This window comes from Kluyvera sp. NPDC087067, assembly GCF_044745165.1.
Classification (GTDB): domain Bacteria; phylum Pseudomonadota; class Gammaproteobacteria; order Enterobacterales; family Enterobacteriaceae; genus Kluyvera.
This window is the reverse complement of the sequence record NZ_JBIUZS010000001.1, coordinates 911,521-927,015: the sequence shown is the minus strand read 5'-3', so window position 1 is coordinate 927,015 and position 15,495 is coordinate 911,521. Positions and strand designations below refer to the sequence as shown.

Below are 15,495 nucleotides of genomic sequence, written 5' to 3'. Positions count from 1 at the left end.
ATTTCGGCAATAGGTTGTTGAAAATAAGCTATTCATGGCGTGTTGGGGGGAAAAGATTTCGTCCGCCGTGGCTTCTGGATACAATAGCCACACCTTTTGTGATCCTACTGGATAATCCCGATAGTATGCGCCAGCAGAACACTCATCTTGAACTTCTTAGTCCGGCTCGTGATACGGCTATTGCCCGCGAAGCCATTCTCCACGGTGCCGATGCTATTTACATTGGTGGCCCGGGTTTTGGTGCTCGTCATAATGCCAGCAATAGCTTGCAGGATATTGCCGAACTGGTGCCGTTTGCTCACCGCTATGGCGCAAAAATCTTCATCACGCTCAATACCATTTTGCATGATGATGAGCTTGAACCCGCTCAAAAGCTGATAACCAACCTCTATGAAACCGGTGTCGATGCGCTGATTGTGCAGGATATGGGAATCTTGCAGCTGGATATTCCGCCAATCGAACTGCATGCCAGTACTCAGTGCGATATTCGTAGCGTAGAAAAAGCCAAATTTCTCTCCGACGTGGGATTCAGCCAGATTGTGCTGGCGCGCGAGCTGAATTTATCGCAAATCAAAGCCATTCACGACGCCACGGATGCCACCATTGAATTCTTTATTCATGGTGCTTTATGCGTGGCCTATTCCGGGCAGTGCAATATTTCCCACGCGCAGACCGGACGCAGCGCCAACCGCGGCGACTGCTCGCAGGCTTGCCGACTGCCATATACCCTTAAAGATGATAAGGGGCGCGTGGTGGCTTTTGAAAAACACCTGTTGTCGATGAAAGATAACGACCAGAGCGCTAATCTCGGTGCGCTTATCGACGCAGGTGTCCGCTCCTTCAAGATTGAAGGGCGTTACAAAGACATGAGCTATGTGAAAAATATCACCGCGCATTACCGTCAACTGCTTGATGGGCTGATTGAAGAGCGCGGTAATCTGGCGCGGGCATCCGCAGGGCGTACCGAACATTTCTTTATTCCCTCCACCGACAAAACCTTCCATCGCGGCAGTACCGACTATTTTGTTAATCAGCGGCAGATGAATATCGGCGCGTTTGATTCACCCAAATTTATCGGCCTTCCGGTCGGTGAAGTTTTGAGGGTGGGCAAAGAGACTCTCGATGTTGAATCCAGCGAGCGGCTCGCCAACGGCGATGGATTGAATGTGCTAATTAAGCGCGAAATTGTGGGCTTTCGCGCCAATACGGTTGAGGTGATTGGTAAAAACCGTTACCGCATCACGCCTAATGAGATGCCTGCCGACCTGCATAAAGTTCGCCCGAATCAGGTGTTAAACCGCAACCTCGACCACAACTGGCAGCAAGCGTTACTGAAAACCTCCAGCGAACGGCGGATTGCCGTCGACATCACGCTGTCCGGCTGGCAAGAACAGCTCGTGCTGACGATGACCAGTGAAGATGGCGTTTGTGTGACTCACACCTTAGAGGGCGACTTTGCCGCGGCCAACAATGCCGATAAAGCGTTAAGCCAGTTGCATGAAGGTATCGCCAAACTGGGGCAAACGCTGTATTACGCTCGAAACGTCGAGGTTCTATTGCCACAAGCGCTGTTTGTGCCCAATAGTATGCTGAATCAGCTACGCCGTGAAACGGTTGAACTGCTAAGCGAGGCGCGGCTTGCGGGCTATCAGCGCGGTAGCCGAAAAGCGGTATCTGATCCTGCGCTGGTCTACCCGGAAAGCCATTTGAGCTTCCTCGCGAACGTTTACAACCATAAAGCGCGCGAGTTCTACCATCGTTATGGTGTGCAGTTGATTGACGCGGCCTATGAAGCGCATCAGGAAAAGGGCGATGTGCCGGTGATGATCACCAAGCACTGCCTGCGCTTTGCTTTTAATCTCTGCCCGAAACAGGCGAAAGGGTCGATTAAAAGCTGGAAAGCCACACCGATGCAGTTAATTAACGGTGATGAGGTGCTGACGCTGAAATTTGATTGTCGGCCGTGCGAAATGCACGTGATTGGCAAAATGAAAAATCATATTTTGAAGATGCCGCTGCCGGGAAGCGTGGTGGCCTCGGTCAGCCCGGATGATTTAGTGAAGACGCTGCCTAAGCGTCGAGGCTAAGAGCAGCGAAAACCTGCCGGAAAGCATGGTGCTTTTCGGCAGGTGCTTTTTACGCTCAGGATTTAAATCCAGCGACAGTCATTAATACCCGAAACAGACTTCCTACCAGCGTCAGCGCCAGCACGCTGCCACCCCATAAGATGACCAGCCACATCAGGCGTGATAGCCAGATATTTTTCATCAGTGATACCCCTCATCTTGCGCAACTTTGCCGCGAAAAACGTAGTAGCTCCAGAAGGTGTAAACCAGAATCACCGGGATGATAAACAGCGCGCCAACCAGCATGAACTCCTGGCTTTGCGCCGGAGCTGCGGCTTGCCAGAGGGTGATGGAGGGCGGAATAATTGCCGGCCAGATGCTGATCCCTAATCCACTAAAGCCAATGAACACCAGCACCAGCGTCAGGATAAATGGCTGAACGTGGCTTGTTGTACGCCCCAGCTGCCGCCAAAGCAGTGCACTGGTGGCGACAACCAGCAGTGGAACGGGAAGCAAATAATAGAAATTCGGCAGACTAAACCAGCGCGATGCAATCTGGGCATGAAGCAGCGGCGTCCATAGGCTGATTGCGGCAATACTCGCTAACAGCGCCACCAATAGATAACGGGCATTTTTGCGCATCGCGTTTTGCAATGCCGATTCGCTTTTCATCACCAGCCATGTCGCCCCCAGTAGGGCATAAGCGATAACCAACCCCACGCCGCAAAACAGGGTAAATGGCGTAAGCCAATCCAATGCGCCACCGCTAAAACTGCGCCCTTGGACGTCGAATCCATTAATCACCGCACCCACCACGATACCCTGGCAGAAGGTCGCCAGGATTGAACCGCCCATAAAGGCCTTATCCCAGAATGGACGATGCGATGGTGTCGCGTTGAAACGAAACTCAAAGGCGACGCCACGGAAAATCAGGCCGACCAGCATTAAGGTGAGTGGGATCGTCAGCGCATCAATAATGACGGCGTAGGCCAGTGGGAACGCGCCAAAAAGCCCGGCGCCGCCCAGCACCAGCCAGGTTTCATTACCGTCCCAGACCGGAGCGACGCTGTTGACCATCAGATCACGTTCGTGTGCGCTGCGGGTTAAGGGAAACAGAATACCTATGCCTAAATCAAAACCGTCCATCACGATATACATCAACGTGGCGAATACGATAATAACAAACCAGATAATGGATAAATCGAAGGTCATGGGCGGTTCTCCAGCTGCTCATTCGGGGTGATTGCCGCTGACAACGGGCGGGAAGGCGTGCCGTGCGGTGGCGGCGTGAAGGGCTGCGGGCCTTTGCGGATCAGGCGAACCATATAGCTGTAACCCACGCCAAACACCGAGGTGTAAACCACGAAAAACGTGAGCAAACTGATGCTCATATGCAAAGAACCATGGGCCGATACCGCATCTACTGTACGCTGAAGACCGTAGACCACCCAGGGTTGTCGACCGACTTCTGTTGTGACCCAACCGGCGAGGATCGCCACCAGTCCCGAGGGGCCCATCAGCAACGTAAACCACAGGAATGGGCGAGAGGTGTACAGCGTTTGTCGAACGCGTAGCCATAGCGCTATCGCGCCAAGCAGCAGCATCAGCATGCCTAGCCCCGCCATAATGCGAAATGACCAGAAAACAACGGTGGAGTTCGGGCGGTCTTCCTTCGCGAACTCTTTTAACGCCGGAACCTGCTTATCCAGACTGTGTGTAAGAATAAGGCTGCCAAGGGCCGGGATCTCAAGTCCATAGCGCGTGCGTTCCTGTGCCATATCCGGCCAGCCGAACAGCAGTAACGGTGTCGGTTCTCCTGGCTTATTTTCCCAGTGTCCCTCAATCGCCGCTATTTTTGCGGGCTGGTGTTTTAAGGTATTCAGACCGTGCATATCGCCAACCAGCGCCTGAATAGGCGCGACAATCAGCGTCATCCATAGCGACATTGAGAACATGATGCGTACGGCGGGGCTCTGATTACCGCGCAGGAGATGCCATGCTGCCGATGCGCCGACAAACAGTGCGCTACTCAAAAATGCGGCGATAGACATGTGCATCAGGCGGTAGGGGAATGATGGGTTAAACACCACGGCAAACCAGTCGACGGGCACCACCTGTCCGCCAACAATTTCATAGCCTTGAGGCGTCTGCATCCAGCTATTTGAGGCGAGGATCCAGAACGTTGAAATAATTGTGCCCAGCGCGACCATACAGGTGGCGAAGAAATGCAGCCCCCGGCCCGACGCGATTCCAGCCAAAGAGCATAACCCCAAGGAAGCCGGCTTCCAGGAAGAAGGCGGTCAGTACTTCATAGGTTAACAGTGGGCCGGTAATACTCCCAGCAAACTGGGAGAAACCGCTCCAGTTGGTGCCAAACTGATAGGCCATCACCAGGCCTGAGACCACGCCCATACCAAAGTTGACGGCAAAAATCTTCAACCAGAACTGGTATAAGGAACGCCAGACCGGGTTGCGCGTTTTTAACCATAACCCTTCCAGCACCGCCAGATAGCTGGCAAGGCCGATGGTGATAGCGGGGAAGATAATGTGGAATGAAACGGTAAACGCAAACTGAATTCTTGCGAGGTGAAACGCATCGAGACCTAACATGCAAACTCCGTAGAGATGAAAACTCGGTCTGATTTTAAGTGGCGTGAAAGGTTGGGTGGAGAGACAGTCGGGCACTATTAAGTAATAACAGTTGAGCGCGTTGGCGGGGGCAGCGGTGCATTAACCCTCACCCCGGCCCTCTCCCTTATAAGGGAGCTGTCTCTTATACACAAATTCGTGGGACAGAACTGAATGTATATAAGTCTGGTGAGGGGTTCCGTTCACTTTACATCAGGCAGAATATGAAGTCCCGTCACCGGTGAACGGGCTAAGGGATGCGGCCGCGCACCCCTTAGCAATCCCCGCGGCCCCGCAGGGAAATCGGTGCTTCGCACTGCGCTCGCCTGCGAACTCCAGCCTGCGGCACGGCGAAACTCGACCTCCTGTCTCGCTTCGCCTCAGTCCGCCATCCATGGCGTCCTGACCTTGTCTTCCATTCTCCGGTTCGCCGATTTACAGCGGGGACTCCGCCGTTCCAGCGACATTCGTTTTTGCTGTTAACTCAAAGGCCGCACGGTTTCTGGTGGCGTCTAAATCGCCGAAGCGTTCCCTGGAGGCCGGGGCAGCCCACAGGGATGTGGGCTGAGGGCGCGGTTTACAGGGACGTTGCCTCGCGCCCGACCCGGAGCCGGAAGGGATAAGCTGAGGGAACCGCGTAGCGGCGATTTTGCCGCCAGAGCCCGGGGGTGCAGGGGGCGGCGGCGACTGGCCGCCCCTTGCGCGCTCTCTGCGCTAGTGCAATTTATATGGCTGGCATTGGAAGAGAGCGCAACAGATTGATAAACCTGAATATATCGCCCCTTATCTGATCACTGTCACCACGAGTATGTGTATAAGAGACAGATAAGGGAGAGGGAGCAGTGCGAGCCTGAAATTTAGCTTTGTTTGTTATTGATCGTCGTGTTAATTGTCACAGGGGCTGCGACCGGTGCTATTTTATTAATAATAACGATATATAGATTAAGCCGTTTGGCAGGAGTATAAATCGTCAGTTTTATTCATTAAAAACGCCCCGAGTGGGGCGTTGTAATAACTGACTTAGTGACGAGCTTTAAATCAGTCGTCCTCTTCGTCGTCCATCTCAACAGGCGTCTGGTAATCATTTGGCTTAATGACCAGCAAGTCACAGCGCAGATGGTCAACCACCTGTTCTGCCGTATTGCCCAGGAATGCCGCAGAAATCCCGGTGCGACCAACGGTTCCTAATACGACAATACCTGCCTCAAGGTGCGCCGCGAGGTCGGGGATAACCTCTTCCGGCAGGCCTTTTTCAACGTGGGTAAATTTCTCGTCGATACCGAATTGTTGACGTAGTGACTTCATCGCCAGCAGATGCTGCCCGCGAATAGCATCGTTATAAACACTAGGATCAAAATCAGGCAGCTCAATGGCAATGTTGATTGGCGTAACCGGATAAGCACCAATCAGGTGAACTTCGGTATGGTTGACCTGTTCGGCAAGCTCCAGCGTCTCTTTGACCAGTTTTTCATTCAACGCATTATGGTAGGTTTCTTCGCTGGCAAGGTTAACCGCAACCAGCGCCTTACCGCCTTCCGGCCACGGCTGGTCTTTCACCATCCACACCGGGCACGGGCATTTACGCAGCAGATGCCAGTCGGTGGGGGTAAAGATAACCGACTCCAGCTTGTCGTGCTGGTGCGCCATCTTCAGCAGTAAATCATGACCGCCGCTGATCACTTCCTGAATGATGGCCTCGAAAGGACGATTGTGCCAGACCACTTTTATCTCAAGCGGCACACCAGCATCCAGATAGTATTTCGCCTGCTCGCGGATCCATGCGGTACGCTGGCTAATAACCCCCTGACGCATAGCGGTGCGCTCGTCAGGAGACAGAAGGGTTGTCATCTCATAAGAAAAGTCATAGATGGGTAAAAAGGCTTTAATGCGACCGCCAATCCGTTGATGTAGATAAACAGCGCGTCGCAGCGCGGGCTGATCGTCCTGATTAGGATCGATAGCAACGAGCATGTTCTGATACTTGGCCATACAGGGTCTCCTTACAGCTGTAACCACAGTTTGTCAGTAAAAGATAACTCATATACAGCGATTGAAACAGGGGGGAATCATTGCCAGATCAATAAATCAGGATAAATTCTCATTGAGCTGAATCAGTTGAAGTGGCGAGGTGAAATGCAAAGGAGAGGTGAAAGGGACGAGAATCTTAGCCACGCGCTTTTCTGGCAATAAAAAACCCCGACGTATCGGGGTTTATTCAAAACTAACAGCAAACGCATGTCATCAGGCAACGTTACGGGAATGTCCCGCCAGAACGGCCAGCGCATCGCTATTTTCGATAGTGATATATTTACCCTTCACCGCCAGCATGCCGCTTTTCTGGAAACGGCCTAACAGACGGCTAATGGTCTCAACGGTAAGACCGAGGTAGTTACCGATATCACCACGCGTCATCGTCAGACGGAATTCTCGCGGAGAGAAACCACGCTGCGCAAAACGGCGCGAGAGGTTGTAAATAAAGGCCGCAAGACGCTCTTCAGCATTTTTCTTCGACAGCAGCAGGATCATATCCTGATCGCCTTTGATCTCACCGCTCATCAGACGCATCATTTGCTGACGCAGGTTAGGCATCTTACCGGAAAGGTCATCCAGCGTTTCAAACGGGATTTCACAGACCATGGATGTTTCCAGCGCCTGTGCGAAGCTTGGGTGGTGTCCGGTGCCGATAGCATCGAAGCCCACTAAATCACCCGCCAGGTGGAAACCGGTAATTTGCTCATCACCTTGCTCGGTGATGGTATAGCTCTTAATGGTGCCGGAGCGAATCGCATACAGAGATTTCAGTTCATCACCGGCTTTGAACAGGGTTTGCCCTTTCTGAATGGGCTTTTTACGCTCGATAATATTATCCAGCTGATCAAGCTCATGCTCATTAAGAGTGAACGGGATGCAAAGCTGACTGATGCTGCAATCCTGACAATGGATAGCGCAACCGCCAGACTGAATGCGTCGTATAATTCTCTTTTCCGGGATCATAGGTTTGCTCAAGCCGTAATTGATATTAGTCAATTTTAACATCTTTTTGGTGAGCAAGTAAGTCTCGGCGCGGGGATTCACCTAAGATTAAAAAGGGATATGCTTTTTTGAAATATATGCATTTGATATATATCAAAAAATTTTAGTTAAGAGCCCTGACCCGCGCGTCAGGCCAGGGTGAAAAGGGCACAGAACATCAAAGTAGCAGGTAGCCTTCATGGCGTAAAAGCCACTCTTTACGCTGCACGCCGCCCGCATAACCGGTCATTGTGCCGTTGCGACCAATGACGCGATGGCAGGGCACCACAATACTCACAGGATTGGAACCATTCGCCGCACCCACCGCGCGCGCGGCACCAGGGCGTCCTAACTGTTCGGCAAGCTGACCATAATGCATCACCTGTCCGCAGGGTATTGAACGCAGGGCCTGCCAGACTTCACGCTGGAAAGAGGTTCCCGCGGTGGCGGTGGGTAGCGATTCAATAATGGCCAGGTCGCCCTCAAAGTAGTTTGCTAATTGCTGGCTCAACCCGCCCGGATTGCGGGACGCGACTCTGGCATACCCTTCGGCGCGATAATGGATATCCAGCAATTGTTCCATTCGGTCGCTGTGCTCTTCCCACTCCACGGCGCGGAGATGGTAATTTTCATCACAAAGGATCCACAGCGGCCCAAGCGGAGTGGCAATTTTATCTTCGAGCAACGTCAACATGCGCATTCTCATTCTTTAAGACAAAATATCGTGCCTGGCACCTTATCACGCAATGAGATGTCTGCTCTATACCTCAAACGTATAACCTTATAAAAATAAGGTTAATCAATGATCGAATATAAAAAACGGGGTCTGTCGACATCGCCAGACCCCGCAGCAACCACAAAGTTGTATCCGTTCCCTTTCCCACATTTTGCTCCGCACAGCGGGTAATACTATTTATAACGGCAGTTGGTGTATTTTCCAGATAAATCTAAGTGATTTACCCCAATTAACGAAAATAGCCGATAACCATTAAATATGGATTTATTATCGTTAAGCGGCAGTGAATTTATTCATTCAGAAAATACATTAAGATGAAAATATCTCAAGTGGCGCTTATTTAACCGTCAGGCAAAACGCATTGAGCGAGTAGCGCCACGCGGCTATAGTATCGGTCAGTTGTTACGGGGAGCTCATATGAATCTTGACGAAAAATCACTGTTTCTCGACGCCATGGAAGATGTCCAGCCGCTAAAGCTTTGCCATGATGTTCATTGGCAGCCTGTCCGCAACTCTCGCACTCGCCAGCAAATCGACACCTTACAGCTGGATAACTTTCTCACCACCGGCTTTCTGGACATCATCCCGCTGGATACGCCGCTTGAATTCCGACGCGAAGGACTGCAAACCGGCGTCATCGACAAGCTTCGCCTGGGGAAATATCGCCAGCAAGACAGCCTGAATCTTCTGCACCAGCCGGTGGAAAAATGCCGCCAGCAGCTGTTTGCATTTATCCGTCAGGCTCACCGTGACGGCTTGCGCAACCTGCTTATTATTCACGGTAAGGGGAAAGAGGAGGCCGCGCATGCCAATATCATCCGCAGCTACCTTGCCCGCTGGCTAACCGAATTTGAGGAAGTGCAGGCCTTTTGCTGTGCAAAGCCGCATCACGGCGGCAGCGGAGCGTGCTACGTCGCGTTACGTAAATCAGCGGCCGCCAGCCTGGAAAACAGCGAGCGGCACGCCAAACGCAGTCGTTAACGCATAAGCAGCGTCAATTCCGCGGCCGCTTTTTGCAGTTCGGGCAACACCCGCTCCAGTAATTCGCTGGCCGAAACCTGTCCGGCATGGACGCCGACATTGAGCGCCGCCTCCACTTGTCCCTGGCTATTGAAAAGCGGCACCGCCAGCGAACGTAACCCCATCTCTAGCTCCTGATCGTTAAGCGCATAACCCTGCTGACGCACGGCTTTTAATTCACTACGCAGCTTGCTGACGGAAGAAATCGTCTGCGGGGTATAGCGGATCATGGTCACGCGGGCCAGCATATCGTTGAGTTTCTCTTCCGGCTGGTGGCTTAACAGCACGCGTCCCATCGACGTTGACCATGCGGGCAGGCGGCTGCCGATATCCAGATCAATCGTCATAATGCGCGAGCTGGAGGCGCGGGCGATATACAGAATATCGTCACCATCCAGCGTGGCAATGGAACAGGATTCATTGAGCATTTCGCTTAAATGCTTCAACACCGGCTGCGCCGAACGCGCCAGCGGCGTGGAGGCTAACCATGCATGACCGAGGGATAAAATGCGTGGTCGGAGCTGGAAATTCTTGCCGTCTTCCGCATAGACAAAACCGAGTTTGCCAAGCGTATACAGGCAGCGGCGCACCGCTGCACGTGGGATCCCGGTCTTCTGGCTAATCTGTGAAATCGACAGCACCCGCCGCTGTGGCGTGAATGCCTGGATAACCTCCAGACCGCGGGCAAGCGAGGCCATAAAGTTGGGGTCGCCTTTGAACGGGTCGGGATCGCCGGTCAAAATATCATCGGGATGTTTCTCCATTTCTCTCTCCAATTATGCTGCCGATCACATTCTTACGCTAAACATACATGATGTTCGATTATCGCACCATATTTCGATTATCGCCCTTGACCGACATCGTTAAGCGGGTCACATTTTGTGCGAACAACGAAAATTAGTGCGATAACCGCACATCAAGGAGCACCTGATGATTGATAAAAGTGTATCGACGCTGGCAGACGCCGTCGCCGGGATCCACGATGGCGCCACCGTCATGATCGGCGGCTTCGGCCCAGCCGGACAGCCGACACAGCTTATCGATGCTTTGATTGAGCAGGGCGCGCGCGAACTGACCATCATCAATAACAACGCGGGTAACGGTGAGATTGGATTGGCGGCGCTACTGAAAGCGGGGCGCGTCCGCAAGATGATCTGTTCGTTTCCGCGCCAGGTCGACTCGCAGATTTTTGACAACCTTTATCGTCGCGGCGATGTTGAGCTAGAGCTGGTGCCACAAGGCAATCTCGCGGCGCGAATTCAGGCAGCGGGTGCAGGTCTTGGCGCTATTTTTACCCCTACGGGATACGGCACGCCGCTGGCAGAAGGAAAAGAAACGCGCGAAATCGACGGGCGCCATTACGTGCTCGAATATCCCATTAAAGCGGATTTTGCCCTGATAAAAGCGCATCAGGGAGACCGCTGGGGCAATCTGGTCTATCGCAAAGCGGCGCGAAACTTTGGCCCAATTATGGCGACCGCCGCGACAACCACCATTGCCGAAGTGACGAATCTCGTCACGCTTGGCGAACTGGACCCGGAAAATATCATCACCCCAGGGATTTTCGTGCAGCGCGTCTTCTCACTGGAATCTCTCACCCGCCAGGCGTTGCGCGCCTAAGGAACCCATGATGCAAAAACTCTCTCGTGACGACATGGCAAAACGCGTGGCGCAGGATATCCCGGAAGGCGCTTACGTCAATCTTGGCATCGGGCTGCCAACGCGTATTGCTAATTATCTGCCCAGCGATAAAGAAGTGTTCCTGCACAGCGAAAACGGTCTGCTGGGGATGGGGCCAAAACCGTTGCCAGGCGAAGAAGACCCGGAGTTGATTAACGCGGGTAAAGAGTACGTGACCTTATTGCAGGGCGGCTGCTATTTCCACCATGGCGACTCTTTCGCCATGATGCGCGGCGGCCATCTGGATATTTGCGTTTTGGGGGCTTATCAAGTCTCCGCGATGGGTGACCTCGCCAACTGGAGTACCGGCGCGCCCGATTCCATTCCCGCCGTGGGTGGCGCGATGGATTTGGCGGTTGGCGCGCGACAGGTATTCGTCATGATGGATCACCTGACGCGCGATGGTGACTGCAAACTGGTTGAACATTGCACCTATCCGTTGACCGGCGTCGGCTGCGTAAGCCGTATCTACACCGACCTTGCAGTCATTGATATTACCGCTAACGGCCCGGTGGTTCGTGAAATCTTTAACGGCCTCTCGTTTGACGAATTACAACGCATAACGCCGGTATCCCTGACCTATGACGCCATGGCGGAAACCGCCTAAGGAACTATGATGAATCAAGCATTTATCTGCGACGCAGTGCGCACACCTTTCGGCCGTTTTGGTGGTACGCTGGCAAGCGTTCGCGCGGACGATTTAGCGGCGCTGCCGTTAAAAGCGTTACTCGAACGCAATCGTGGCCTGGATCCTGCCCGTATTGACGATGTTATCTACGGCTGTGCGAATCAGGCCGGAGAAGACAACCGTAACGTGGCTCGTATGGCGTTGTTACTCGCGGGCTTGCCGGAGACGGTGCCCGGCAGTACGGTAAACCGCTTATGTGGCTCCAGCCTCGATGCCATTGGGATTGCCGCGCGGGCGATTAAAAGCGGTGAAACTCAGCTGATGATTGCGGGTGGTGTTGAAAGCATGTCGCGTGCCCCGTTTGTGATGGGCAAGGCCGAAAGCGCTTTTAGCCGCAGCATGAAAATGGAAGATACCACTATCGGCTGGCGCTTTATTAATGCGCAGATGAAGGCTCTGTATGGCGTGGATTCCATGCCGGAAACGGCCGAAAACGTCGCCACGGATTTTGCTATTTCCCGGGCCAGTCAGGATGCCTTTGCCCTGCGTAGTCAGTTGCGCACCGTGCAGGCGCAGGCGGCGGGTATCTTTAAAGATGAACTGATCCCGGTGTGGATCCCGCAGCGAAAGGGCGAACCGCTCTGTTTTATGCAGGATGAACACCCGCGCAGCACTTCGCTTGAGGCGCTGGCAAAACTTAAGGGCGTTGTCCGCCCGGATGCGACCGTCACCGCAGGCAATGCTTCCGGGGTCAACGATGGCGCGTGTGCGCTGTTGATCGCAAGCGAACAGGCGATGGCGCAAAACGATCTCCAGCCGCTGGCTCGCGTGGTGGGAGTGGCAACGGCAGGCGTTGCTCCGCGCATTATGGGCTTTGGCCCGGCACCGGCGGTGCGCAAAGTATTAGCCCAGACCGGGCTGACGCTGGCGCAGATGGATGTGATTGAACTCAATGAAGCCTTTGCGGCACAAGCGCTGGCCGTGCTGCGTGATTTAGGGTTGCCGGATGATGCTGCCCATGTGAATCCGCACGGCGGGGCTATTGCGCTGGGGCACCCTCTGGGAGCGTCGGGTGGACGATTGGCGATGAGTGCCGCCTATCAGTTACGCCGTAGCGGTGGGCGTTATGCGCTGTGTACCATGTGCATTGGCGTCGGTCAGGGGATCGCGCTGATTATTGAACGCGTTTAAGGAGCTGGAATGACTTTATTGACCCCGCTGTTGCGCACGCATGCTCTGAGCGACTTTTTTAGCGATGAGCACACCGTGCAGGGGATGCTGGATTTTGAAGCAGCGCTGGCGACGGCGCAGGCGCAATGCGGCGTCATTCCCGCGTCAGCGGTCAACCCCATCGTCGCGGCCTGTCGGGCTGAGACTCTCGACTTTACCGCGCTGGCCAATGCGGCGGCTGATGCCGGAAATCTGGCGATCCCATTGGTTAAGCAGCTCACGCAAGCTGTCAAAATGCGCGATGCCGAGGCCGCGCGTTACGTGCATTGGGGGGCAACCAGTCAGGACGCGATAGATACCGGCCTGATTATACAGCTGCGTAGTGCGCTGGATGAAACGGAAAAGCGCCTTCAGCAACTGGTGCAAGTGCTGGCAGAGCAGGTGGCCCGTCATCAACATACCCTGATGCCAGGCCGTACCTGGCTGCAGCATGCGCTTCCTATTACCTATGGCCTAAAACTGGCGGGTACGCTCGATGCGCTGCTGCGCTGGCAACAGCGGCTAGCGGAAATGCGCCCGCGCGTACTGGCGCTTCAGTTTGGCGGCGCGGCGGGTACGCTGGCATCACTCAAAACAGCGGGGCCCGAGGTGGTGCAGCATCTGGCGGCGACGTTGAATTTATCGCTCCCCGATACGCCCTGGCACAGCCAGCGCGACCGTCTGCTTGAAGTCGCTGGCTGGTATGCTGGCGTCAGCGCAACGCTCGGTAAATTTGCCAACGATTTTTCTTTATTGATGCAAACAGAAGTGGCTGAGGTCAGCGAGCCGATTGCCGAAGGGCGCGGCGGTTCCTCAGCAATGCCGCATAAGCGCAATCCGGTGGGTTGCGCCGCGATTCTGGCCGCGGTGCAGCGTATGCCGGGGCTAATGGCGACGCTGTATGCCAGTCAAATTCAGCAGCACGAGCGCGCGCTCGGCGGCTGGCAGGCGGAATGGGAAACGCTGCCGGAACTTATCATGCTCGCGGGTGGGGTGCTGGAAAATAGCCACGACTTGCTGCGCGGTATGCAGGTTAACACGCAGAAAATGCGTGATAATTTAGATATAACCCATGGTTTGATAATGGCTGAATCGGTGACTCAGGCGCTGGCCGCCTTTATCGGCAAAGCCGATGCCCATCATCAAATTGAACAAATTTGCCATCGGGCAATTGCGCTGGAATGCCCGTTGCAACCGCTGCTGGAAAACGATCCGCTGGTCAGCCAGCATCTTTCTTCAGCGAAAATCACGCAGCTGCTGGACCCGGCGAATGCTATCGGCAGCACGGACTACTTTGTGCGTCAGGTTTTGGCGCGCTTTCAGGAGCAGGGAAATGAATATCCACTATCGTCTTGATGGACCCGAAAAGGCACCGGCACTGGTGTTATCAAACTCGCTGGGCACCACGCTCTCACTCTGGGATGCGCAAATTGCCGAACTCACCCAACATTTTCGCGTTCTGCGCTATGACACGCACGGTCATGGGCAAACGACAAAACGCGGAAAGGTGACGTTGTCACAATTAGCGGAAGACGTCATCACGTTGCTCGATAGCCTGAATATCGACAAAGCCTATTTCTGCGGTATTTCCATGGGAGGCTTAACCGGTCTCTGGCTGGCGCGTTTTGCCCCGGAACGTTTCTACAAAATTGCTGTTGCCAATACCGCGGCCAAAATTGGCGATCAGGCGAACTGGCTGTCCCGGGCGCGCACGGTACGCAGTGAAGGAATGGGCGTAGTGGCAGCGGGTTCGGCCGACCGCTGGTTTACCCAGGATTTCCGTCAGCACCAGCCTGCCACGGTCGAACAATTGTGCCATCAGCTGGCAACCTCAGACGCTCAGGGCTATGCCGAATGCTGTGAAGCCCTGGCGGCGGCCGACCTGCGGGCAGAAGTTGCGGCCATCGCGCTGCCTATGCTCATTATCGCCGGGCAACATGATCCCGTCACTACCGTCGCGGACGCCGATTATCTACACCAACAAATCAATGGCGCGTTTCTGGTGGAGCTGCCGGCCTCGCATCTGTCTAACGTCGAGGCAAGCGATGAGTTCACGGCGGCCATCGTGGCATTTTTTTCGGAGAGAGCATGAACAATGATGAACGCTATCAGCAGGGGATGAACGTCAGACGCAAGGTGTTGGGTGATGCCCACGTCGAGCGCACGTTGCAAAAATTGTCGCCGCTGAATGAAGAATTTCAGGACTTTATCACTCGCTACGCATGGGGAGAAACCTGGACGCGACCGGGGCTCGACCATCACACCCGGAGCATGATCACCATCTCGATGCTGATTGCGCTTAACCGTGAGGCAGAGCTAAAAATGCACCTGCGCGCTGCGTTTAATAATGGCGTGACGCGCGATGAACTGAAAGAGCTGATCATGCATTCGGCGCTGTACTGCGGGCTGCCTGCGGCTAACGCCACAATGCATCTTGCGCAGCAGGTGTTTGATGAGCTTGATGCAGAGAAAGCGTGATCGCCTGGTTATAAATTAAAATAGAGTTCCATTATTAT

Annotated in this window: 14 protein-coding genes and 1 pseudogene; 8 read left to right on the top strand and 7 right to left on the bottom strand. The window is 54.0% G+C overall.

Features of this window, described 5'->3' with window-relative positions:
- Positions 1-125 precede the first annotated feature (125 nt).
- Positions 126-2,087 carry a U32 family peptidase gene (locus ACIPDS_RS04450; RefSeq protein WP_400733012.1) on the top strand — a complete coding sequence of 654 codons (1,962 nt, stop codon included), beginning with the start codon at positions 126-128 and terminating at the stop codon, positions 2,085-2,087.
- Positions 2,088-2,142: 55 nt separating this feature from the next.
- Here ACIPDS_RS04450 and ACIPDS_RS04445 read toward each other — a convergent pair whose 3' ends face one another.
- The 6 genes and pseudogenes from ACIPDS_RS04445 to ogt all read right to left on the bottom strand — a co-directional run bounded on the left by ACIPDS_RS04445 (position 2,143) and on the right by ogt (position 8,400).
- Entirely contained in the window at positions 2,143-2,268 is a 126-nt protein-coding gene (locus ACIPDS_RS04445; protein ID WP_400733009.1) for a DUF2474 domain-containing protein, read from the bottom strand.
- Positions 2,268-3,278, bottom strand: a complete 1,011-nt coding sequence (gene cydB / locus ACIPDS_RS04440; protein WP_400733007.1) for a cytochrome d ubiquinol oxidase subunit II — start codon at positions 3,276-3,278, stop codon at positions 2,268-2,270. Before cydB ends, ACIPDS_RS04445 begins: the two co-directional genes overlap by 1 nt.
- Positions 3,275-4,676: pseudogene (locus ACIPDS_RS04435) on the bottom strand (cytochrome ubiquinol oxidase subunit I). The gene cydB and the pseudogene ACIPDS_RS04435 overlap by 4 nt, the downstream one beginning before the upstream one ends.
- Before the next feature lie 1,056 nt (positions 4,677-5,732).
- Positions 5,733-6,683, bottom strand: a complete 951-nt coding sequence (gene uspE, locus ACIPDS_RS04430; RefSeq protein WP_400733004.1) for a universal stress protein UspE — start codon at positions 6,681-6,683, stop codon at positions 5,733-5,735.
- A gap of 252 nt (positions 6,684-6,935) precedes the next feature.
- Complete coding sequence (fnr, locus tag ACIPDS_RS04425; protein WP_122983151.1) at positions 6,936-7,688, bottom strand: fumarate/nitrate reduction transcriptional regulator Fnr; 753 nt, start codon at positions 7,686-7,688, stop codon at positions 6,936-6,938.
- A gap of 196 nt (positions 7,689-7,884) precedes the next feature.
- On the bottom strand, positions 7,885-8,400 hold the full coding sequence (ogt, locus tag ACIPDS_RS04420; RefSeq protein ID WP_400733000.1) for a methylated-DNA--[protein]-cysteine S-methyltransferase: 516 nt from the start codon (positions 8,398-8,400) through the stop codon (positions 7,885-7,887).
- A 459-nt stretch (positions 8,401-8,859) separates the two neighbouring features.
- On the opposite strand from ogt, the gene smrA reads away from it, so the two are divergent.
- A complete protein-coding gene (gene smrA, locus ACIPDS_RS04415; RefSeq protein ID WP_400732997.1) occupies positions 8,860-9,423 on the top strand; it encodes a DNA endonuclease SmrA in 564 nt (187 codons plus the stop codon).
- On the opposite strand, the gene ACIPDS_RS04410 is transcribed toward smrA, so the two are convergent.
- Positions 9,420-10,226, bottom strand: coding sequence for an IclR family transcriptional regulator C-terminal domain-containing protein (locus ACIPDS_RS04410; RefSeq protein WP_400732995.1), 807 nt, complete (start codon positions 10,224-10,226; stop codon positions 9,420-9,422). The two genes, smrA and ACIPDS_RS04410, sit on opposite strands and share 4 nt — an antisense overlap.
- A 166-nt stretch (positions 10,227-10,392) precedes the next feature.
- On the opposite strand from ACIPDS_RS04410, the gene ACIPDS_RS04405 reads away from it, so the two are divergent.
- Genes ACIPDS_RS04405 through pcaC form a run of 6 tightly spaced genes read left to right on the top strand, consistent with a single transcriptional unit; the run spans position 10,393 to position 15,457 of the window.
- Positions 10,393-11,082, top strand: a complete 690-nt coding sequence (locus ACIPDS_RS04405; protein WP_400732993.1) for a 3-oxoacid CoA-transferase subunit A — start codon at positions 10,393-10,395, stop codon at positions 11,080-11,082.
- A gap of 10 nt (positions 11,083-11,092) precedes the next feature.
- Positions 11,093-11,749, top strand: a complete 657-nt coding sequence (locus tag ACIPDS_RS04400; protein ID WP_400733476.1) for a 3-oxoacid CoA-transferase subunit B — start codon at positions 11,093-11,095, stop codon at positions 11,747-11,749.
- 9 nt (positions 11,750-11,758) lie between these two features.
- A complete protein-coding gene (pcaF, locus tag ACIPDS_RS04395; RefSeq protein ID WP_400733473.1) occupies positions 11,759-12,961 on the top strand; it encodes a 3-oxoadipyl-CoA thiolase in 1,203 nt (400 codons plus the stop codon).
- 9 nt (positions 12,962-12,970) lie between these two features.
- Positions 12,971-14,335, top strand: a complete 1,365-nt coding sequence (locus ACIPDS_RS04390; protein ID WP_400732990.1) for a 3-carboxy-cis,cis-muconate cycloisomerase — start codon at positions 12,971-12,973, stop codon at positions 14,333-14,335.
- Complete coding sequence (gene pcaD, locus ACIPDS_RS04385; protein WP_400732988.1) at positions 14,313-15,071, top strand: 3-oxoadipate enol-lactonase; 759 nt, start codon at positions 14,313-14,315, stop codon at positions 15,069-15,071. The genes ACIPDS_RS04390 and pcaD overlap by 23 nt, the downstream gene beginning before the upstream one ends.
- On the top strand, positions 15,068-15,457 hold the full coding sequence (gene pcaC, locus ACIPDS_RS04380; protein ID WP_400732984.1) for a 4-carboxymuconolactone decarboxylase: 390 nt from the start codon (positions 15,068-15,070) through the stop codon (positions 15,455-15,457). The genes pcaD and pcaC overlap by 4 nt, the downstream gene beginning before the upstream one ends.
- Positions 15,458-15,495 lie beyond the last annotated feature (38 nt).

What these genes read in the sequence shown, in the direction of transcription:
- pcaF (WP_400733473.1), top strand. Translation starts at nt 11,759, where the DNA reads ATGAATCAAGCATTTATCTGCGACGCAGTGCGCACACCTTTCGGCCGT.
- pcaC (WP_400732984.1), top strand. Translation starts at nt 15,068, where the DNA reads ATGAACAATGATGAACGCTATCAGCAGGGGATGAACGTCAGACGCAAG.
- ACIPDS_RS04450 (WP_400733012.1), top strand. Translation starts at nt 126, where the DNA reads ATGCGCCAGCAGAACACTCATCTTGAACTTCTTAGTCCGGCTCGTGAT.
- fnr (WP_122983151.1), bottom strand. Translation starts at nt 7,688, where the DNA reads ATGATCCCGGAAAAGAGAATTATACGACGCATTCAGTCTGGCGGTTGC.
- ogt (WP_400733000.1), bottom strand. Translation starts at nt 8,400, where the DNA reads ATGTTGACGTTGCTCGAAGATAAAATTGCCACTCCGCTTGGGCCGCTG.
- pcaD (WP_400732988.1), top strand. Translation starts at nt 14,313, where the DNA reads ATGAATATCCACTATCGTCTTGATGGACCCGAAAAGGCACCGGCACTG.
- ACIPDS_RS04445 (WP_400733009.1), bottom strand. Translation starts at nt 2,268, where the DNA reads ATGAAAAATATCTGGCTATCACGCCTGATGTGGCTGGTCATCTTATGG.
- ACIPDS_RS04390 (WP_400732990.1), top strand. Translation starts at nt 12,971, where the DNA reads ATGACTTTATTGACCCCGCTGTTGCGCACGCATGCTCTGAGCGACTTT.
- ACIPDS_RS04400 (WP_400733476.1), top strand. Translation starts at nt 11,093, where the DNA reads ATGCAAAAACTCTCTCGTGACGACATGGCAAAACGCGTGGCGCAGGAT.
- uspE (WP_400733004.1), bottom strand. Translation starts at nt 6,683, where the DNA reads ATGGCCAAGTATCAGAACATGCTCGTTGCTATCGATCCTAATCAGGAC.
- smrA (WP_400732997.1), top strand. Translation starts at nt 8,860, where the DNA reads ATGAATCTTGACGAAAAATCACTGTTTCTCGACGCCATGGAAGATGTC.
- ACIPDS_RS04410 (WP_400732995.1), bottom strand. Translation starts at nt 10,226, where the DNA reads ATGGAGAAACATCCCGATGATATTTTGACCGGCGATCCCGACCCGTTC.
- cydB (WP_400733007.1), bottom strand. Translation starts at nt 3,278, where the DNA reads ATGACCTTCGATTTATCCATTATCTGGTTTGTTATTATCGTATTCGCC.
- ACIPDS_RS04405 (WP_400732993.1), top strand. Translation starts at nt 10,393, where the DNA reads ATGATTGATAAAAGTGTATCGACGCTGGCAGACGCCGTCGCCGGGATC.